Origin of the sequence: Acidithiobacillus sp. (assembly GCF_049965315.1) — a bacterium.
Classification (GTDB): Bacteria; Pseudomonadota; Gammaproteobacteria; order Acidithiobacillales; family Acidithiobacillaceae; genus Acidithiobacillus_B.
The window spans coordinates 26,803-44,810 of record NZ_JBMFWL010000004.1 but is presented as its reverse complement, the minus strand read 5'-3'; the positions used below and the strand labels follow the sequence as shown (position 1 = coordinate 44,810).

19 protein-coding genes are annotated in these 18,008 nt (G+C 65.4%); 4 read left to right on the top strand and 15 right to left on the bottom strand.

What is annotated here, in order from left to right:
* Positions 1-151: 151 nt before the first annotated feature.
* The 3 genes from fghA to ACP5MM_RS02090 form a co-directional block, all read right to left on the bottom strand.
* Positions 152-988: an S-formylglutathione hydrolase gene (gene fghA / locus ACP5MM_RS02100; protein WP_427931368.1), complete on the bottom strand. Its 837-nt coding sequence runs from the start codon at positions 986-988 to the stop codon at positions 152-154.
* An 8-nt stretch (positions 989-996) separates the two neighbouring features.
* Positions 997-2,106, bottom strand: a complete 1,110-nt coding sequence (locus tag ACP5MM_RS02095; RefSeq protein WP_427931366.1) for an S-(hydroxymethyl)glutathione dehydrogenase/class III alcohol dehydrogenase — start codon at positions 2,104-2,106, stop codon at positions 997-999.
* A gap of 79 nt (positions 2,107-2,185) precedes the next feature.
* Positions 2,186-3,337: an iron-containing alcohol dehydrogenase gene (locus ACP5MM_RS02090; protein WP_427931365.1), complete on the bottom strand. Its 1,152-nt coding sequence runs from the start codon at positions 3,335-3,337 to the stop codon at positions 2,186-2,188.
* 213 nt (positions 3,338-3,550) lie between these two features.
* Here ACP5MM_RS02090 and ACP5MM_RS02085 point away from each other — a divergent pair, with 213 nt between their 5' ends.
* From ACP5MM_RS02085 to ACP5MM_RS02075, 3 genes are all read left to right on the top strand, one after another.
* Positions 3,551-4,105 (top strand): hypothetical protein, encoded by a 555-nt coding sequence (locus tag ACP5MM_RS02085; protein WP_427931363.1) that lies wholly within the window; start codon positions 3,551-3,553, stop codon positions 4,103-4,105.
* Positions 4,106-4,211: 106 nt separating this feature from the next.
* Positions 4,212-5,081, top strand: a complete 870-nt coding sequence (locus ACP5MM_RS02080) for a tetratricopeptide repeat protein (protein WP_427931361.1) — start codon at positions 4,212-4,214, stop codon at positions 5,079-5,081.
* A 92-nt stretch (positions 5,082-5,173) separates the two neighbouring features.
* Positions 5,174-6,673 carry a Do family serine endopeptidase gene (locus ACP5MM_RS02075; protein ID WP_427931359.1) on the top strand — a complete coding sequence of 500 codons (1,500 nt, stop codon included), beginning with the start codon at positions 5,174-5,176 and terminating at the stop codon, positions 6,671-6,673.
* Between the two features lie 166 nt (positions 6,674-6,839).
* Here ACP5MM_RS02075 and xerD read toward each other — a convergent pair whose 3' ends face one another.
* The 9 genes from xerD to ACP5MM_RS02030 all read right to left on the bottom strand — a co-directional run bounded on the left by xerD (position 6,840) and on the right by ACP5MM_RS02030 (position 13,633).
* On the bottom strand, positions 6,840-7,742 hold the full coding sequence (xerD, locus tag ACP5MM_RS02070; RefSeq protein WP_427931358.1) for a site-specific tyrosine recombinase XerD: 903 nt from the start codon (positions 7,740-7,742) through the stop codon (positions 6,840-6,842).
* Between the two features lie 15 nt (positions 7,743-7,757).
* The gene (locus tag ACP5MM_RS02065; RefSeq protein WP_427931356.1) at positions 7,758-8,261 is read right to left on the bottom strand and encodes a methylated-DNA--[protein]-cysteine S-methyltransferase; all 504 of its coding nucleotides are present in this window, start codon (positions 8,259-8,261) and stop codon (positions 7,758-7,760) included.
* The gene (locus tag ACP5MM_RS02060; protein ID WP_427931354.1) at positions 8,219-9,430 is read right to left on the bottom strand and encodes a hypothetical protein; all 1,212 of its coding nucleotides are present in this window, start codon (positions 9,428-9,430) and stop codon (positions 8,219-8,221) included. Before ACP5MM_RS02060 ends, ACP5MM_RS02065 begins: the two co-directional genes overlap by 43 nt.
* Entirely contained in the window at positions 9,430-9,774 is a 345-nt protein-coding gene (gene rplS, locus ACP5MM_RS02055) for a 50S ribosomal protein L19 (RefSeq protein ID WP_123102350.1), read from the bottom strand. The genes ACP5MM_RS02060 and rplS overlap by 1 nt, the downstream gene beginning before the upstream one ends.
* Positions 9,761-10,540 carry a tRNA (guanosine(37)-N1)-methyltransferase TrmD gene (gene trmD, locus ACP5MM_RS02050; RefSeq protein WP_427931352.1) on the bottom strand — a complete coding sequence of 260 codons (780 nt, stop codon included), beginning with the start codon at positions 10,538-10,540 and terminating at the stop codon, positions 9,761-9,763. Before trmD ends, rplS begins: the two co-directional genes overlap by 14 nt.
* Complete coding sequence (gene rimM / locus ACP5MM_RS02045; protein ID WP_427931350.1) at positions 10,540-11,055, bottom strand: ribosome maturation factor RimM; 516 nt, start codon at positions 11,053-11,055, stop codon at positions 10,540-10,542. Before rimM ends, trmD begins: the two co-directional genes overlap by 1 nt.
* Positions 11,039-11,299 (bottom strand): 30S ribosomal protein S16, encoded by a 261-nt coding sequence (gene rpsP, locus ACP5MM_RS02040; RefSeq protein WP_427931349.1) that lies wholly within the window; start codon positions 11,297-11,299, stop codon positions 11,039-11,041. The genes rimM and rpsP overlap by 17 nt, the downstream gene beginning before the upstream one ends.
* A gap of 68 nt (positions 11,300-11,367) precedes the next feature.
* Complete coding sequence (gene ffh, locus ACP5MM_RS02035) at positions 11,368-12,744, bottom strand: signal recognition particle protein (protein WP_427931347.1); 1,377 nt, start codon at positions 12,742-12,744, stop codon at positions 11,368-11,370.
* 37 nt (positions 12,745-12,781) lie between these two features.
* Positions 12,782-13,633 carry a uracil-DNA glycosylase gene (locus ACP5MM_RS02030; RefSeq protein WP_427931345.1) on the bottom strand — a complete coding sequence of 284 codons (852 nt, stop codon included), beginning with the start codon at positions 13,631-13,633 and terminating at the stop codon, positions 12,782-12,784.
* 139 nt (positions 13,634-13,772) lie between these two features.
* On the opposite strand from ACP5MM_RS02030, the gene ACP5MM_RS02025 reads away from it, so the two are divergent.
* Positions 13,773-15,632: an ABC-F family ATP-binding cassette domain-containing protein gene (locus tag ACP5MM_RS02025; RefSeq protein ID WP_427931343.1), complete on the top strand. Its 1,860-nt coding sequence runs from the start codon at positions 13,773-13,775 to the stop codon at positions 15,630-15,632.
* Positions 15,633-15,667: 35 nt separating this feature from the next.
* On the opposite strand, the gene ACP5MM_RS02020 is transcribed toward ACP5MM_RS02025, so the two are convergent.
* From ACP5MM_RS02020 to ACP5MM_RS02010, 3 genes are read right to left on the bottom strand one after another with little or no spacing between them, the layout of a single operon-like run.
* Complete coding sequence (locus tag ACP5MM_RS02020; protein ID WP_427934032.1) at positions 15,668-15,961, bottom strand: hypothetical protein; 294 nt, start codon at positions 15,959-15,961, stop codon at positions 15,668-15,670.
* Positions 15,954-16,265: a hypothetical protein gene (locus ACP5MM_RS02015; RefSeq protein ID WP_427931339.1), complete on the bottom strand. Its 312-nt coding sequence runs from the start codon at positions 16,263-16,265 to the stop codon at positions 15,954-15,956. Before ACP5MM_RS02015 ends, ACP5MM_RS02020 begins: the two co-directional genes overlap by 8 nt.
* Positions 16,262-17,935, bottom strand: coding sequence for a peptidoglycan D,D-transpeptidase FtsI family protein (locus ACP5MM_RS02010; RefSeq protein ID WP_427934052.1), 1,674 nt, complete (start codon positions 17,933-17,935; stop codon positions 16,262-16,264). The genes ACP5MM_RS02015 and ACP5MM_RS02010 overlap by 4 nt, the downstream gene beginning before the upstream one ends.
* Between the last annotated feature and the right edge of the window lie 73 nt (positions 17,936-18,008).

Below are 18,008 nucleotides of genomic sequence, written 5' to 3'. Positions count from 1 at the left end.
TTGCCCCAACGATCTCCGCCCACGCATTCGCTTGGCCTAGCCGCCCGCCCCTGGCGGCGAGGTGCCGATCCCGCGACGGCGCGATCCGGTCCTCAAAGCGCCAGTTTAGTAGAGCGCGGGCAGCAGGACAAATAACCGGGACGGCCGGGGCTCAGCGCAAATGGCGGGCATGAAAGGCCAGATGGTCTCCCATAAAGCTGGCAATGAAGTAATAACTGTGGTCGTAGCCTTCCTGCCAGCGCAGGGTGACTTTATCCCCCGCTTCCGCCTCCAGCCAACGGCTCTTCAATTCACTCTCCAGAAAAGGGTCCTGCAGGCCCTGATCGATGAGAATGGGCAACGGTGCTTTTTGCTTCTGCAGCAGGGCGATGCTGTCGTAGGCCTGCCAAGCCCTTTCATCTCCACCCAGATAGCGGGAGAAGGCCTTCTGGCCCCAGGGACTGCGGCTGGGTGCGCAAACCGGCGCGAAGGCGGAAACGGAGCGATACCGCCCCGGATTGCGCAGGGCGCAGACCAGCGCGCCGTGGCCACCCATGGAGTGGCCAAAGATGGATTCCCGCTGTGGATCCGCCGGGAAATGCCTGGCCACCAACGCCGGCAGTTCTTCAGTCACATAGCGATACATCTGATAGTGGGCAGACCAGGGCGCCACGGTGGCATCCACATAAAAACTCGCTCCGCTGCCAAAATCCCAGTCCTCATCCTCACCCGGTGTGCCCGTAGCGCGCGGACTGGTATCGGGCGCCACCAGGAGGATACCGTGTTCGGCGGCGTAACGCTGGGCACCGGCCTTGATCATGAAGGTCTCTTCCGTACAGGTCAGCCCCGCCAGAAAATAAAGCACCGGCAGCGGACCCGGGGCCGCCTGGGGCGGCAGATATACGGAGAAAGACATGGGTGCGGCGCAGGATTGCGAGATATGCCGATAACGCTGCACCCGGCCGCCGAAGGCGGCGTGTTCCTCCAGCAATTCCAGATCCTCGCTCATGGGGACCCTCAAAAGGTCAGGACCGTACGGATGGATTCCCCCCGGTGCATCAGGTCAAAGGCCTCATTGATCTGCGCCACCGGCAGGGTGTGGGTGATCATCTCGTCGATGTGGATCTTGCCTTCCATGTACCAGTCCACGATCTTGGGGACATCGCTCCGTCCCTTGGCGCCGCCAAAGGCCGAGCCGCGCCAGTTGCGGCCGGTCACCAGTTGAAATGGCCGCGTGCGGATCTCCTGACCGGCGCCGGCGACGCCGATGATGACGCTGGTGCCCCAGCCTTTGTGACAGCATTCCAGGGCCTGACGCATGAGATCCACATTGCCGATGCATTCAAAGCTGTAATCCGCCCCGCCCTTGGTCAGGTTCACCAGGTAGGGGACCAGATCCCCCTCGACTTCCTTGGGATTGACGAAATCGGTCATGCCGAATTGCTCCGCCAGGGGGCGCTTGGCCGGATTGATGTCCACCCCCACGATCATGCCCGCGCCGCTCATGCGCGCCCCCTGAATGACATTGAGGCCGATGCCGCCCAGGCCGAAGACCACCACCTTGTCCCCCGGCCGCACCTTGGCCGTATTGATCACCGCGCCAATGCCGGTGGTCACGCCGCAGCCGATATAACAGACCTTGTCGAAGGGTGCATCCTCGCGGATCTTGGCCAGGGCGATCTCCGGCACCACGGTATAATTGGCAAAGGTGGAGGTGCCCATGTAGTGGTACAGGGGCTTGCCCTGGAAGGAGAAACGGCTGCTGCCGTCGGGCATCACGCCCCGGCCCTGGGTTTCGCGCACCGCCTGGCAGAGATTGGTCTTGCCGCTGGTACAGTATTCGCACTCCCGACATTCGGGCACATAGAGGGGGATCACGTGGTCGCCGGGCTTCAGGGAGCGTACCCCGGCGCCCACTTCCACCACGACCCCCGCCCCTTCATGGCCGAGAATGGTGGGGAAGAGCCCTTCCGGGTCCATCCCCGACAGAGTATAGGCATCCGTGTGACAGACACCGGTGGCCTTGATCTCCACCAGCACCTCTCCGGCGCGGGGTCCTTCCAGTTGGACGGTTTCCATTGACAGGGGTTGATTGGCGCCAAAGGCGACGGCGGCACGGACGTCCATAAAATCTCCTAGGGTGAGCTTTCAAGGAGAACCGGGCAGGGCCAAGCCTGTCCGGTCCGTATACAGGGCCAGGCACCACTCAGGCGCAGAGCTCCAGGATCTCGCGGCTGCGCTCCGGCGTGATGTCGCCGCGTTCCCCGAGCTTGACCATGCCGTGCTTTTCCAGTTGCGCCACCAGGGCGGGAATGGCCTCCGGAGCGACACCATAATCCCGCAAGCGGGTCTTGACGCCCAAGGACTCGAAGAAGGCCCGGGTCCTGGCAATGGCTTGATCGATGGTGGCATCGCCGTCCCCCGCGATACCCCAGACCCTGCGCCCATATTGGATGAGCTTGTCGCGCTTGACGTCGCGCTGACGCTGCATGGTGGCGGGCAGGACCACGGCCAGGGTCTGCGCGTGGTCCAGGCCGTGCAGGGCGGTGATCTCGTGACCGATCATGTGCGTCGCCCAGTCCTGGGGCACGCCGGCGCCAATCAGGCCGTTGAGGGCCATGGTGGCGCACCACATCATGTTGGCCCGCGCATCAACATCCTGGGGATGGCCGAGCGTCTTCGGCCCTTCCTCGATCAGGGTCTGCAGGATGCCTTCGGCAAAACGGTCCTGCAGGGGGGCGTTGACCGGATAGGTCAGGTACTGCTCCATGGTATGGGTAAAGGCATCCACAACCCCATTGGCGATCTGCCGCGCGGGAAGGGTGAAGGTGGTGGTCGGGTCGAGCACCGAGAAACGCGGATATACGAGGGGACTGCTGAAGGGCAGTTTTTCATGGGTCGACTCGCGCGTCACCACGGCAAAGGCGTTCATCTCCGAACCCGTCGCCGGCAGGGTGAGGACGGTACCCAGGGGCAAGGCCCGCTGCACCGGGGCGTGATCGGCCAGGATTGCCCAGGCGTCGCCCTCATGATAAAAGGCCGCGGCGATGAACTTGCTGCCATCGATGACCGAACCGCCCCCGACCGCGAGGATGAAATCCACCTTTTCCACCCGCGCCAGATCCACCGCGCGCATCAGGGTCTCAAAGCGCGGGTTTGCCTCGATACCGTCAAATTCCACTACGCGGTGCCCGGATAACGCGGCCTTGACCTGAGCGTAGACGCCATTGCGGTGGATACTGCCGCCGCCATAGGTAAGCAGGATCTTGGCGGCAGCGGGCAACTCCCCTTTCAGCGCGGCGATCTGGCCTTGGCCGAAGAGGATTTTGGTGGGGTTGTAAAAGGAAAAATTTTGCATGGATCCTCCCGGGATCTGCAGCAGCGGGATAAACTCAAGATCCAGGGACACCCTGGATCGGGCGACATTCCTAGTTCTCTATCATCAGTTATTATTATATACCAACCGGTCGGTTTTGCAAGGAGGAATGGCTATCTGCAGGGGCAGCACGCCTTGCCTCCACACCCGATCTGACGGCATCATTAAAATTTGCGGATCGGCAGGGAGTCACCCATGAGCACGCTACCCGAACGCCGCGAGCAGATTCGCAGCGCCCATGCAGCATTGATACATCAAGTGGTCGTGGCCTGTCAGAATCCGGCCCTGCGCCCGGCCCTGGAGGATTCCCTGCGGGTAGCCGATGCCAACGGCTGGGCCATCCTGGTGGGCGTCATCCGCCGGATCCTCAACGGGCAGCGCGAGCCGGGGTTGCTCGCCGGGTTGGATGAAGAAGATGGCACCATCATCCAGTCCATCCTCGAAGGCATCCAAAATCCGGCGACTCTGCCCAGGGGAGAAAACAAGGCCGATGCCGGCATGGCGGCGCCGGGCCTGGCCAGCGTTATCCTCGCCGCCCGCCGCGGCGAGCCCGAGGCCATCGCCTGGCTGGGCAGGATGGCCAGCCAGATGCAGCGCGCCGGCGGCGACATGGCGCGCATGGGCGCGGCCTTGGGGCCGCTATCCCGCGGTGAGCGCGATCCCCAGCGCCTGGGCCGGGGCATGGGCGCCTTGGGCCGCAGCCTCCTGCTCTCCGTCCTCGACGAACTGGCCAAGGCCGAAGAGCAATAAGGACACCTTGAAAAACGCTGGGCCGCCCCGATCTTTCCACCCAGATTTTTCTTCCCGGAGCCAACCCCGAAGGCTCGCGGAACGACCAACCTGCACAGGAGCAGTCATGGCAACAGGCAAGCATGTAATGGATGTCCACTTGGGCAACTTCCAGGAAAGCGTAATCGAGATATCCCGACAGGTCCCCGTCGTGGTGGATTTCTGGGCCCCGTGGTGCGGACCGTGCCGGGCCTTGGGACCGGTCCTGGAAAAACTGGCCGCGGAGCATGGCGGCCGCTTCATTCTCGCCAAGATCAATTCCGACGAGAACCCGGAACTCTCCCGCGAATATCAGGTGCGCGGCATTCCCGCCGTCAAGGCCTTTCGCGACGGCAGGGTGGTGGATGAATTTACCGGGGCATTGCCGGAATCGGCCGTGCGCCAGTTCATCGATAGGCTGCTGCCTCCACCCGGCGACGAATGGCGTCGCGAGGCCCTGCTGCTGCTCGAACGAGGGGAAACCGCGCAGGCCGAGGCCCTGCTGCACAAAGCCCTGGAAGCCAATCCAAACAATGACCGCGCACGGCTGGAACTGGCGCGCATGGCCGTGCATGGCGGTCGCTTCGCCGACGCCGATGCCCTCGTGGCCGCCATGTCCCCCACCTTCCGCATGGAGCCCGAGGTCAGCGGCGTGATGGCCCTGATCGACTTTGCCAGCGCCGTCAAGGATGCCCCCGACCTGCCCGCCCTGACCGAGATCATCGCCACCAGCAAGGGAGACGAGCGCGCCCTGGCCATGTATCAGCGCGCCGCGCGCCTGGTTCTGCAGGGCGACCTCGAAGGGGCACTGGAGCAGCTCATGGAAATGGTGGAGCGGCACCGCGGTTATCAGGACGATCTCGCCCGCAAGACCGTTCTCCGGGTCTTCGCCCTGCTGGGCAATCAGGGTGCCCTGGTGGACCGTTTTCGCACCCGCCTGTCGCGCGCCCTCTTTTAATCGCCGTTCTCCGGCTTGGGTCCGATCATGGAACCATCCACGCCCGCTGACGGTCCATATAGGCAGTTCGTCACGAAATAAGGAGAAACCCCATGGCGAAAAGCCGCCCATGGCACCGCCGCAACACCGGAAAAATCATTTCAACCGCCATCGTCGCCGCCACCCTGGGCTTTGGCTTGGGTGCGGCCGAGTGGGCCAATGCCGATGCTCCCGTGGCGCCGGCCCTTTCCATTCCCACCAACACCGCTGCCCAGCAAACGCTGGTCAACCTGCCGGACTTCACCCCCATCATCCAGCGCTATGGCCCGGCGGTAGTAAATATCAGCAGCACCAGCACCAAGGTCGTCCATGGGCAGATGCCGGGCAATCCCTTTCCACCCAACTCGCCCTTCTATCAGTTCTTCCATCAATTCATGGCTCCCCAGGGGCAGGGTGCCCCCCAGCATGAGAAAGTGGAATCCCTGGGGTCCGGCTTCATCATCAGTCCCAACGGCTACATCGTCACCGCAGGACACGTCGTGCGCGGCGCCAATCACATTGTCGTGACGCTGACCAATCACCATGCCTATCCGGCCAAGCTGGTGGGCTTGTCGGTACGCTACGATACGGCGCTGCTCAAGATCGATGCCAGCGATCTGCCCACCGTGCCCATCGGCAACTCCAGCCAACTCCAGGTCGGACAATGGCTGCTCGCCGTGGGCGCACCCTTCGGCTTTTACAACACCGTCACCCAGGGCGTCGTCAGCGCCGTCAACCGGCCTCTGCCTGACGATGAATACATCCCCTTCATCCAGAGCGATGTCCCCATCAATCCCGGCAACTCCGGGGGACCGCTGTTCAACATGGCGGGGCAGGTCGTCGGCATCAATGACCAGATCTACACCAACAGCGGCGGCTATATGGGGCTATCCTTCTCCATCCCCATCAACACCGCCATGCGCGTGGTACGCGACTTGCAGGAACACAAGGCCATCCAGTTCGGCTGGCTGGGGGTAGAGGTCCAGGACGTGACGCCGCAGATGGCCCTGGCCCTCCACATGAAGGAACCCGTCGGCGCCCTGGTCGCCTCGGTGATGGCCGGCAGCCCGGCGGCCAAGGCCGGCCTCAAGCCAGGCGACGTGATCGTCACCTACGACAACAAGCCCATCTACAATGTCGGGCAACTGCCCCCCATGGTCGGTGACACCTTGCCCGGCAGCCACGCCCAAATCGGCATACTGCGTAACGGGCACGCAGAGACCATCACCGCCACCGTAAGCGCCTTGCCGGAAAACCTGCAAACGAGCAGGAGCGCCCCCAGCGGGGACATCCCCCGCCTGCACATCCAGGTCCAGGCGCTCACCCCCCAGGCCATGAAGGGAATGGATATCCATCGCGGTGTCCTGATCCTGGCGGTGGCGCCCGGGCCGGCAGCCACCGCGGGCATCAGGCCCGGCATGGTCATCCAGCAGATCGCCCAAGAGCCCGTGGACACGCCGGCCCAGTTGCAGAAGATCGTCGCCAAGCTGCCCGCCGATCAGCCGATACCGGTCCTGGTGCGCCAGGGCAAGGCCAGCATTTACGTGGTCATCACCCTGCCCAAAGGAAAATAGGCGCCCCGCATCCGGCGGTGCCGATCTCTGATCCTCCCCCTGCGGGGAGGATTTTTTGTCTCCGGAGACTTACGCACGCGCTGCGGATTTACCCGAAAAGGACAGATGGCGGAGGTGTTTTGCCGGCTCTCGCTTTCACTGGGACGCGGGCGGGGTATTTTTGCGTTCATCCCCGCGGATGGTGCTGCTGGTGCAGGACCTTCAGGCGGGCATTGGCCACATGGGTATAGATTTCCGTCGTGCCGAGTTTGGCATGCCCCAGCATCAACTGGACACTGCGCAGATCGGCGCCATGGTTCAACAAATGGGTGGCAAAGGCATGGCGCAGGCCGTGAGGGGAGAAATGCGCGGCAATCTGCGCGCGCCGGGCATAATGCCGCACCTGCTGCCAGAAACGCTGGCGCGTCATGGGTCCGCCCTGGGCCGTGACAAAGAGGACGTCGCTCATCTGCCCGCCGAGGATCAGGGCACGGGCGCTTTCCAGATACAGACGCAGCGCAGCGACGGCCATGTCCCCCATGGGCACCAGGCGCTCGCGCCGGCCCTTGCCGTAGGCCATCACCACCCCGGCATCGAGGTTCACCTGCACCATCTTCAAAGCGATCAGTTCCGAAACCCGCAAGCCGCAGGCATACATCAGCTCCAACATGGCCTGATCGCGCAGACCCCGCGGCTGGGCGCGATCCGGGGCCGCCAGCAGGGCCTCCACGTCCCCTTCGCTCAAGACCAGCGGCAAGGGCCGCCCCAGCTTCGGCCCTTCCAGAAAGAGGCTGGGATCCTGGGCGAGCCAGCCCTCCCGCTGGGCATGGCCGTAAAAGCGGCGAATGGTGGAAAGCTGGCGGGCCACCGAACGCAATGCCGCGCCCCCTTGCAAACGGCCGCTCAAGACCCGCGACAACTGCCCTTCCGTAGCGCTCAGCAATGTGCTGCCCTGGCTCTGCAGGGCCTTTAGCAACGCCCTGAGATCCTGCCGATAAGCCGCCAAGGTGTTGGCGCCCAGGTTCTTTTCGAGCCACAGCGCGTCGAGAAAGGCGTCTATGCGCTCCTGCTCCGCCCCTGTTGCCTTCATCCTAGATCCTGCAGCTCACAGCAAGGCGCCCTCATGGCGCAGGAGCCAGCCCTTGCGCTCCCAATCCCCGCCCCCTCGCGCACCGCCGTAGCCGCCGAGACCGCTGGCCGCCACGACGCGATGGCAGGGAATGAGCACGGCAATGGGATTGGCCTTGCAGGCCTGACCCACCGCCTGGGCGGCACTGGGCAGGAGGGCGGCGAGGACACCATAGGTCTGCGTTTGCCCCCAGGGGATGCGCAGCAGCATCCGCCACACCCGCTGCTGGAAAGGGGTCCCCCGGGGCGCGAGGGTGATTTGCGCCAAAAGGGAAGGGTAAACGGGGTCTGCGGCGAAGTAGGCATCCAATACTTCCCGCGCGATGCCGTCCAGAGGCGGAAGATCGGGCCGGTCGGCGTAGGCAAGGTCGTAAACCCGCGCATCGGCGACGCCCAACACCAGCGGCCCGAGGGGAGAGGCATAGCGCCGCGGCGCGCTCAGGGCGCGTAGAGACGCAGCAGAACGAGGGGATGAATCCATGATAGAGGCCCGCCGGTCACGGCGCCCGCCCGATTGACGGCCCGCCATAAAGGCCAAAAACCCTGCGGCGCCGCCGGCAGGGCCACGATTTCGGCAAAGCGCACGGCCCAGTCCGGGCCCGCGCCCGCCGCGTGGGCATCCAGCACTCCCTGCCAACTCAGGGCCGACGCCGCAGCGGCGCCGGCACCCGCTTGGCTATGGTAGGCGGCCAAAGCGGCATAGTCCGGCCAGTCACCCGTCGCCTTCCAGCCGGCAAAGGCAAAGGTGGTGGCCGCCGCGCTGAAAAGGATTCGCCGGGTTCGGCGCAGACTGCGCTGCGGCATGGTCAGCAAGGTTACCAGCCAGACATAGAGTCGCGCCAGCGCCTCCCGATCCTCCCCCCCGCCGCGTTCCAGAATCAGCAAGGTCACCGACAGCAAAAGCTGGCGGACGGCGTCCAGCGGTTGATCCCCCATGGCGCGGATGCGCCCCATAAAGGCCGGAAGATCGCGCTCGCGCAGGGCGTGGAGGAGGGGCTTGTCGAAAACACGACCATCGTGGCCAGCCCGCGCCTCGGGAACCACCACCGTCAGACCCGCAGGCAGCCGCCAATGGCAGTGGAGCAGGGCCAAGGCCCCGGCCCCCAGGCTCCGGGGCGCGAGCCCCGCCGCCGCATCCCGCCACTGGGCAAAGAGGAGCGTCCGCAAACCCTGCTCGTAGTTGTCATCGGCAAGGCGTTGCCCCAGACGCTCCAGCAGGGCACGGCGCGCACCCTCGTCTTCCACCATGCTGAAGACCAGGGGCGCGGCCTTGGCCAGGTCCCGTTCCTCCATGGCCGCGGCCAGCAGGTCCAGCTCCATGTCCATGGGCAAAGGCTCCGCCGCCGCGCATTGCAAGGCGTCGGGCAAGGCATGCCCGGGAGGGCTGAGCTCTTTTTCCTGGGCAGCAAGGAAGGCGCCGAAATGATCGCCGGGGATCTCGCCCAGGGCCGCAAAGAGGGCCCAAAGATCCAGAACCCCATGCAAGGACATGGGCGCCGCGGCCTCCCCCCACCAATAGGGAAGAAAAAAAGCCTGGAATCCTTCGCAGACTTCCCGGCGTTGGGCCGGATCGGCCAGAATGACCCCTTGCCCCGCGGCTCCCGTCTCCCGCCAGCGCCGGAATGCCTCCAGCGCCGTCCGCTCCGTCATCAGCCCAGCTTTTCCTTGATCCGCGCCGCCTTACCGGACAAGCCGCGCAGGTAGTAGAGCTTGGCCCGGCGCACATCGCCGCGCCGCTTCAGTTCCACTTTGGCAATATTCGGCGAATGCATGGGAAAGACGCGCTCCACCCCTTCGCCGTTGGAGATCTTGCGCACCGTAAAGGCCGAATGCAGGCCCCGGTTGCGGCGGGCGATGCAGATGCCCTCGAAGATCTGGACGCGCTCGCGCTCGCCTTCCTTCACCTTCACATGCACGGCGACGGTGTCGCCGGGAGCGAACTCGGGCATGGTCGCCGTCAGTTGTTCGCGATTGATTTCGTCAATGATGTTCATCCCCAACTCCTTCCCTCTGGTCACACTGCGTTTCACCGCGTTGACGGCGATATTCTTCCAACAATTCCGCTTCGCCCGAGCGCAGGCCGCGCTGGGCCAGGATCTCTGGCCGGCGCTCCCAGGTCCGCCCCAAGGACTGCTGCAGCCGCCAGCGGCGGATGCGCCCATGGTCGCCCGAAAGCAGCACCTCCGGCACCGGCGCCCCGTCCATCAATTCCGGCCGCGTATAATGGGCGCAGTCCAGCAGGCCCGATTCGCCAAAACTTTCCTCCACGGCCGAGTCCGCATGCCCGAGCACCCCGGGCAGCAGCCGCGCTACGGCCTCCATCACCACCAGGGCCGGCAGTTCGCCGCCGGCCAATACATAATCGCCAATGGACCATTCCTCGTCCACCGCGGACATGACCCGCTCGTCCACCCCTTCATAGCGGCCGGCCAGCAGGATCAACCCCGGTCGCCGCGCCATCCGGACCACCGCCTGCTGCTGCAGCGGCCGCCCCTGGGGCGACAGATAACAAACCGGCGCCCCCGGGTTGGCCGTCCGGGCGGCGGCGATGGCCGCCAGCAGGGGCGGCGCCATCATGACCATGCCCGGACCACCGCCGAAGGGCCGATCATCCACCGTACGGTGCCGATCCGGCGCGAAATCACGCGGGTTCCAGGTATGGATCGCAAAACAGCCCCGCGCCCGGGCCCGACCGATCACCCCCGCCTGGAAATAGGCGGTGATCATCTCGGGGAAGATGGTGATGACGTCGAAGCGCATCACCAGTCGGCTTGCCAGTCCACCAGAATCCGGCCCTGCGCTTGTTCAACCGCCAGAATCGCCCTATCCGACCAGGGGATGAGATGCTCCCTGCCCGCCGCATCGCGGACCAGCAGCACGTCGTTGGCCCCGGTTTCGAGAAAGCCGGCCGCCTCACCCAGCCGCTGTCCTTCCCGATTCTCCACCGCCAGGCCGAGCAACTGGCTCCAATAATATTCGCCCTCTTCCAGCGCCGGCAATGCCTGGGCGGGGACGGCAATCTCCTGGCCGATGAGCAGGCGCGCGTGCTCGCGATCCCGCACGCCCTCCAGCAAGGCCACCACGCCCGCGCCCTGGAGGCGCCCATCCAGCACCGTTACCGGCCGATGTTCGGCGCCCAGATACCAAGGTGCATAATCCAGAATGCCGTCCCGATTCTCCGTATAGGAGAATACCTTGACCATACCCTGCACACCGTAGAGACCGGAGATACGCCCCAGCACCACCCAGGCAGGCTGCTCAGACGCTGGCGACACCCGTCTTGCTCACGCCTTCTTTCTTGAGGAAAGTGGCAACGGTGTCCGAAGGCTGCGCACCCTGGCTCAGCCAGTACGCCGCACGTTCGCGGTTGATCCGCAATTCGGGCTGGCTCCCCAGGGGATTGTAAAAGCCCAGACGCTCGATGAAACGGCCATCACGACGGCTGCGGCTGTCTGCCACCACGATGTGGTAAAAGGGCCGCTTCTTGGCGCCGCCCCGGGCCATACGAATGACTACCATGTCTTCTCCTTAGCCAATGCCCGAGATCCTGTCGCGGGAAAGGCGCGTATAGTAACTAAAACCAGGCGTCAACGGAAGGGCAGACCGCCTTTCATCATCGCTTTGGGATTCATGCCCAGGAGGCGGCTCAGCCCGCCCTTGCCCTTGCCCATTTTCCTGAGCATTTTCTGCATCTGCTCGAACTGCTTGAGCAGGCGATTCACTTCCGGCACGTTGGTTCCGGAGCCCAGGGCGATGCGCCGCCGCCGCGAGGCCTTGATGATGTCGGGATGGCGCCGTTCTTCCACGGTCATGGAGTTGATGATCGCCTCCAGGCGGCGGAACTGCTTGTTGTCCTGCAACTGTCCCTGCACCTCGGCCGGCAGTTCCCCCATGCCCGGCAATTTGTCCATGAGGCTGGCCATGCCGCCCATCCGGTCGAGCTGGCGCAACTGCTCGCGAAAATCCTCCAGGTCGAAGCCCTTGCCCTTGCGCAGCTTGTCCGCCATGCGCCGGGCCTGGTCCTCGTCCACCTCCTGCTGCACCTGCTCCACCAGGCTGACAATGTCGCCCATCCCGAGGATGCGCGAGGCCATGCGCTCGGGGTGGAAGGGCTCCAGGCCCTTGCGCACCTTTTCGCCGACGCCAAGGAACTTGATGGGCTTGCCGGTAACGGCCCGCACCGAGAGGGCCGCCCCACCGCGGGCATCGCCATCGGTCTTGGTCAGGATCACCCCCGTCAACGGCAGGGCCGCATCAAAGGCCTTGGCGGTATTGACGGCATCCTGGCCGGTCATGGCGTCGACGACGAAGAGCAGTTCAACGGGGTTCACGGCCCGCGCCAGATCTTGCGCCTCGGCCATCATTTCGCTGTCGATATGGAGGCGGCCGGCGGTATCGACGATGAGCACATCATCGTTGCGCCGCCGCGCCTCTTCCAGGGCGCGGCGAGCGATATCCACCGGCTGCTCGTTGGCCCGGGTAGGGTAAACGTCGACCCCGATATCCCGCCCCAGATGGGCCAACTGCTCCATGGCCGCGGGGCGATAGACATCCGTGCTCACCAGCAGCACCCGCTTCTTTTCCTTTTCCTGGAGCCACAGGGCGAGCTTGGCGCTGGTGGTGGTCTTGCCGGAACCCTGCAGGCCGGCGAGCAGGATCACCGCCGGGGGGCGGGCGCTGAGGTCCAGGCGGTCGTTGTGGTCGCCCATGAGATGGACCAGTTCGTCGTGGACGATCTTGATGAAGACCTGTCCCGGCGTCAGACTGCGCGTCACCTCCTCGCCCATGGCCTTGGTCTTGACCCGGCCGATGAAGTCCTTGACCACCGGCAGGGCCACGTCGGCTTCGAGCAGGGCCAGACGTACCTCGCGCAGTGCCTCGCTGATGTTTTCCTCACTCAGTCGGCCCTGGCCGCGCAAGTTTTTGAACGTTTGCGTCAGTTTTTGGGTGAGATTGTCAAACATGGAAAGCTCCGTGCAGTGTTTGCCGCATTCTGGCCCGTCAGCGGGCCTCTGGCAATGCCCTGCCTGTTTCCGCGAAGACCTGCCGCGCCCTTTTGAGATCCTCCCAGACGCGCCGCTTGTCGATGGGATTGCGCAGCAAATAGGCAGGGTGATAGGTGATCACCACGGGGATTTCGCCGTAATGCTGAACGGTGCCCCGCAGCTTGTTGAGGGGGGTATCCACCTGCAGCAGGCCCTGGGTGGCGAAGCGGCCGAGGGCGACGATGACCTGCGGCCGAATGAGGGCGATCTGGCGATGCAGATAAGGCAGGCATTCCCGGACCTCGGGGCCCAGGGGATCGCGATTGTTGGGCGGGCGACATTTGAGCACATTGGCAATGTAGACATCCCGGCTGCGCTCCAGGCCCATGGCCTTGAGCATGGCATCCAGAAGCTGTCCGGCGCGGCCGACGAAGGCCTCGCCCCGTCGATCCTCCTCCGCCCCCGGCGCCTCGCCCACAAAGAGCCAGCGCCCCTGCGGATTGCCTGCGCCGAAGACGGCGTGCTGGCGCGTCGCCCCCAGGGGGCAATCCTGACAGACCGACACCCTGGCGGCGAGATCGGCCCAGGCGAGGCCAGCAATGACGCTCGCGCGCCGCTCTTGGGCGGCCATGTCCCCAAGGGGGGATGCATCCGGCACCGTGGGCGGGGCTGCCGGGGTGACTGGCTTGCGCGGCGGGGCGGGCGGCGCGGCGAACACCGGGTCCTCGCGGAGTGGCGGCGCGGCCGCGACGGCCTTGGGAAGCGCGGCGCGGGACGGCGCGCCCCCCTCCCCCGCCAACCGCCCCGGTACCGGGACTTCGAGCAGGCGTAAAAAACGCTGTTGTTCTTCCGTAAAGGGCGAGGTCATAATGGCATGCTAAAGAAAAAGTCCATTCCGGTACAGGTGGCCGTGCTGCCACCGTCCCATTCCGAGGAGATTACGATGCCCTTTTCCCTGATCCGACTGCCCGCCAGCGCGTGGGCGCAGCCTGCCGGGGCGACCTGACATGGCCATCCTGCAACTGGATAACGGCCACCTGGAATGGGGCGGCCGGGTCCTGCTGGATGATGCCAGCCTGAGCCTGGAGGCGGGGGAACGGGTGGGGCTCATCGGCCGCAATGGCGAAGGCAAATCCACCCTCCTGCAGGTCTGCGCGGGCCTTTATCCGCTGGATAGCGGCAATTTGTGGATTGCTCCCGGGATCCACCGGGCCTATCTGGCGCAGGAACCGGTCCTGGATCCGCAGCAGGAGATCCTGGATGCCATCAAATCCGGTCATGACGCCTGGAATCGCGCCAATGCCGCCGACGTCGGCACCAGCGCCGCCCACGACCTCGCCGACTTCCACGATGCCTGGAGCATCGACTACAAGGCCGAGGCCCTGCGCGACAGCCTCGGCCTGCCCGCCAGCGGCCGCGTCGGCGACCTCTCCGGCGGCCAGCGCAAGCGCGTCGCCATCGCCGCCACCCTCATCGCCGAACCCGAACTGCTCTTTCTCGACGAGCCGACCAACCACCTCGATCTCCCCGCCATCCAGGGCCTGGAGCAGCTCCTGCTGCGCGAGCGCCGCAGCCTGGTATTCATCACCCATGATCGCCGTTTCCTCGACCGCCTGGCCACCCGCATCATCGAACTGGACCGCGGCCGCCTGCGCAGCTTTCCCGGCAGCTTCAGCGGCTACCAGGCGCGCAAGGCCGAGATCCTTGACGCCGAGGCCGCCGCCGATGCCCGCCTGGAGGGGCAACTGGCCGAGGAGGAGGCCTGGGCGCGGCAGGGCGTCAAGGCCCGCGCCCGGCGCAATCAGGGCCGCTTGCGCCGCCTGGAGCGCCTGCGCGGTGAACGCGACGCCCGCCGCGAGCAAAGCGGCGGCCCGGCCTTGCGCATCGAAAGCGGGGACCGCTCCGGGGCACTCATTGCCAATCTGGAGAATGTCTCCTTCCGCTACGGCGGGCGCCCCATCATCCGCGACTTCAGCACGCGCATTCAGCGCGGCGACCGCGTCGGCATTGTCGGACCCAACGGTGCCGGCAAAACGACGCTGCTGCGCCTGATCCTCGGGGATCTCCAGGCCGACAGCGGCACCCTGGAGCGGGGCACCCGCCAGCAGGTAGCCTATTTCGACCAGATGCGCGCCGCCCTCGATCCGGAAGCGCGGGTCGCCGACGTCATTGCCGACGGAGCCGAATTCATCGACATCGGCGGCGAGCGCCGCCATATCCTCGGCTACCTGCAGGACTTCCTTTTTCCCCCCTCCCGCGCCCGCGGCCCGGTCAAGGCCCTCTCCGGAGGCGAGCGCGCCCGGCTGCTGCTGGCCCGTCTCTTCGCCAAGCCCGCCAACATCCTGGTCCTGGACGAACCCACCAACGACCTGGACCTGGAATCCCTGGAGATCCTCGAAGAACGTCTGCAGGACTACCCCGGCACCCTCTTCCTGGTCTCCCACGACCGCGACTTTCTCGACAACGTGGTCACGCAGGTCATCGCCTTTGGCGAGGATGGGCAGCTCACCAGCATGGCCGGCGGCTACAGCGACTGGCTGCGCTGGCAAAGGGAGCGGGCGGATGCGGGAGCGGCCGAGCGCAAGACGGGCAAGTCTCGTCCCAGCGCGGGGCGCGCGGCAAAGAAGGAAAAGGGCATGAGCTTCAAGGAAAGCCAGGAACTCGCCCAGCTACCCGCCCGCATCGAAACCCTGGAACAACGCCAGGCAGCCATTACCGAGGCCTTGAGCGACCCGGCGGTGTATCAGGATCCGGCAGCGGCCAGGGCCTTGCAGGCAGAGGCGGACGCCGCCGCACGGGAACTGGCCACAGCCTATGCGCGCTGGGAAGCCCTGGAGCAAAAGGCTGCCCTGGACGCGACGGGGTAACCCTAAAACCCCACCGCCAACGGCCGCATCCATGATCATGAACGGCGGCGTTGTCCCAGGAAGACCTGCAGCAGCAAGCCATCGGCCACGGCCGGCAAGGCCGTGGCGAGGATGCCTACCGCCATGCTCAGCCAGGGGCCGGGAATATGGACGGGATCGGGAATGACCCCCTGCCAGCGCCAGGAAAGACCCACCATCCCATAGGCCAGCAACAGGCCGGGAATGAGGAGCAGGGCATCCACCAGCAACAGCAGGCCCACCGCCAGCAATATCAGCAGGACCCAGCCCAGGCCCGCCAGCCCTTGGCGCCAGGGCGAAGGCTTAACCACGATAGACCCAGAGCAGCACATCCCGGCGGGGCATGGTAACGCTGTGGCCGCCAGCGAAATCCAGAGTGGCCGTGGGCCAGAAGGCCGCATCGGCAGCCCTCGGGTTGGCGCGGAAGGCGCCGGGCCAGTCCGCCGCCGCGGTCGCAGTCTCTCCGGCCCGAGCCAGGAGATGGGCGCCCTGGGCATTGACGTAGATGTGCGAAACCGGGATGCGCGTCCGCGTCGCCGTGATGAAAATACCCAGGAGGATGGCAAATACCCCCGCCGCCAGAATGGCCACTACCTTTTTTTCCCCGCCCGTCATTGCCCACCCCCCTCCGCCCAGATTTCCGCCTGCGTGGCGGTGATATTCCGCGCCTGCGAAACGCAGGCGCGATGGCCGCACCAGCGCGGCGCAATATTCATTTCCTCCAGGGCGTGGCGCATGGTCACGCGGAAGACCGGCGCCGACTCCACCCCGCCAAAGTTCCAGTACCGCTTGCTCGCCCGCAGCGAGACGGCCATCACCAGATCCGGGGCAAAGCCGGGGGCAAAGCCGACAAAGGTGGCATTGGTCTCGTTGTGCAAAAAACCATCCTTGCCGTTGGCCATATTGGCCGTGCCCGTCTTGCCCGCCACGCGATAACCGGGAATGGCCGCCAGGATGCCCGTGCCATTGGGTGCACATACCCCTTCCAGCCAGCGCCGCAAGCGGTTGGCCACCCCGGCCGGCATGATGCGCCGGCGCTGTACCGGCTGGCCGAGCAGGAGGGTCGGCCGGACATGGTAGCCGCCGTTGGCGATGGCGGCATAGCCCTCGGCCAATTGCAGGGTCGTCACCGACACGCCATAGCCCAGGGCAATGGTGGCATGACGCGCCCGTCCCCAGCCGTGCCAGTCGGGCAGGACACCGCCCGTTTCGCCGACAAAACCCAGCCCCGGCGGTCGCCCGAAGCCGGCCGCCCGATACATGGCATAAATGGCCTCCCGCGGCGTGCGCAGGGCGATCTTGGCGGCGCCGATATCGCTGGAATACTTGAGGATATGGGCGACATTCAGTTCGTGGTGGACCACGTCATCGCGAATGCAGAAGCCGCCCACCGGCAGGCAATGGGAAACATTGAAACTCTGGTCTGGCTGAATGCTATGGGTGGTGAGCGCCGCCGCGACCATGAACGGCTTCATCACCGAGCCCGGCTCGAAGGCCTGGTGCACCGCATTATTGGCATAATCCAGAGGGTCGCTGCAGCTCCCGCGGCCATTGGGATTGCAGGAAGGCACGCTGACCATGGCCAGGATCTGCCCGGTATGGACATTCATCACCACGGCCGAGCCCACCTTGGCCCCAAAATGCTGCTGCGCGGCGAGCAGGGTCATATAGGCCCAATACTGGATTTGCGGGTCGATGGTAAGGTGCAGATTATGTCCCGGCTGAGGATGTTCGGCCTCCTGCAGGACGCGCAGGACTTGTCCCTGGCCATCCACCAGCACCCGCTCCCGGCCCTGCCGGCCCGCCAGCCACTGGTTGTAGCCCAGCTCCAGATCGGCGGCCCCCTGGTGATCCAGATGCACCAGGCCCAGTAGCGGCGTGGTCATGGCCCCCAGGGGATAATAGGTCCGACTGGTGGGCTGGACATAGAGGCCGGGGATGCCCAAGGCATGCACCGCCTTGCCCAGGGAGGGCGATACCTGCCGCCGCAGATACGCAAAATCCGCCCCACCCTGCCCAACCCGGGTGCTCAGCTCCGCCGGCGACATGCCGATCACCTGGGCCACCCGCCCCCATTGGGACTGATGCTGCCAGAATATCCGCGGGTCCACCCAGAGGGTGACCGCCGGCGCATTCACCGCCAGCGGATCGCCATTGCGGGCGTAAATCATCCCGCGCCCGGCGGGCAAAGGCCGCGTCTGCAGGTAGCGCATCCTCCCCTGGGCGCGTAGCGCCCGGGTCTGGAACCACTGGAGTTGCAGATCGCGCAGCAGAATGCCACCCATGCCCAGGAGCAGAAGCGACAAGAGCAGGCCCGCCCGCCAGTGCGGCAATGCCCTGGAAAAAGGCTTTGGACCT

Excerpts from the sequence above, each read along its gene's own strand:
- fghA (WP_427931368.1), bottom strand. The coding sequence starts at position 988 with ATGAGCGAGGATCTGGAATTGCTGGAGGAACACGCCGCCTTCGGCGGC.
- ACP5MM_RS02095 (WP_427931366.1), bottom strand. The coding sequence starts at position 2,106 with ATGGACGTCCGTGCCGCCGTCGCCTTTGGCGCCAATCAACCCCTGTCA.
- ACP5MM_RS02090 (WP_427931365.1), bottom strand. The coding sequence starts at position 3,337 with ATGCAAAATTTTTCCTTTTACAACCCCACCAAAATCCTCTTCGGCCAA.
- ACP5MM_RS02085 (WP_427931363.1), top strand. The coding sequence starts at position 3,551 with ATGAGCACGCTACCCGAACGCCGCGAGCAGATTCGCAGCGCCCATGCA.
- ACP5MM_RS02080 (WP_427931361.1), top strand. The coding sequence starts at position 4,212 with ATGGCAACAGGCAAGCATGTAATGGATGTCCACTTGGGCAACTTCCAG.
- ACP5MM_RS02075 (WP_427931359.1), top strand. The coding sequence starts at position 5,174 with ATGGCGAAAAGCCGCCCATGGCACCGCCGCAACACCGGAAAAATCATT.
- xerD (WP_427931358.1), bottom strand. The coding sequence starts at position 7,742 with ATGAAGGCAACAGGGGCGGAGCAGGAGCGCATAGACGCCTTTCTCGAC.
- ACP5MM_RS02065 (WP_427931356.1), bottom strand. The coding sequence starts at position 8,261 with ATGGATTCATCCCCTCGTTCTGCTGCGTCTCTACGCGCCCTGAGCGCG.
- ACP5MM_RS02060 (WP_427931354.1), bottom strand. The coding sequence starts at position 9,430 with ATGACGGAGCGGACGGCGCTGGAGGCATTCCGGCGCTGGCGGGAGACG.
- rplS (WP_123102350.1), bottom strand. The coding sequence starts at position 9,774 with ATGAACATCATTGACGAAATCAATCGCGAACAACTGACGGCGACCATG.
- trmD (WP_427931352.1), bottom strand. The coding sequence starts at position 10,540 with ATGCGCTTCGACGTCATCACCATCTTCCCCGAGATGATCACCGCCTAT.
- rpsP (WP_427931349.1), bottom strand. The coding sequence starts at position 11,299 with ATGGTAGTCATTCGTATGGCCCGGGGCGGCGCCAAGAAGCGGCCCTTT.
- ffh (WP_427931347.1), bottom strand. The coding sequence starts at position 12,744 with ATGTTTGACAATCTCACCCAAAAACTGACGCAAACGTTCAAAAACTTG.
- ACP5MM_RS02030 (WP_427931345.1), bottom strand. The coding sequence starts at position 13,633 with ATGACCTCGCCCTTTACGGAAGAACAACAGCGTTTTTTACGCCTGCTC.
- ACP5MM_RS02025 (WP_427931343.1), top strand. The coding sequence starts at position 13,773 with ATGGCCATCCTGCAACTGGATAACGGCCACCTGGAATGGGGCGGCCGG.
- ACP5MM_RS02015 (WP_427931339.1), bottom strand. The coding sequence starts at position 16,265 with ATGACGGGCGGGGAAAAAAAGGTAGTGGCCATTCTGGCGGCGGGGGTA.
- ACP5MM_RS02010 (WP_427934052.1), bottom strand. The coding sequence starts at position 17,935 with ATGGGTGGCATTCTGCTGCGCGATCTGCAACTCCAGTGGTTCCAGACC.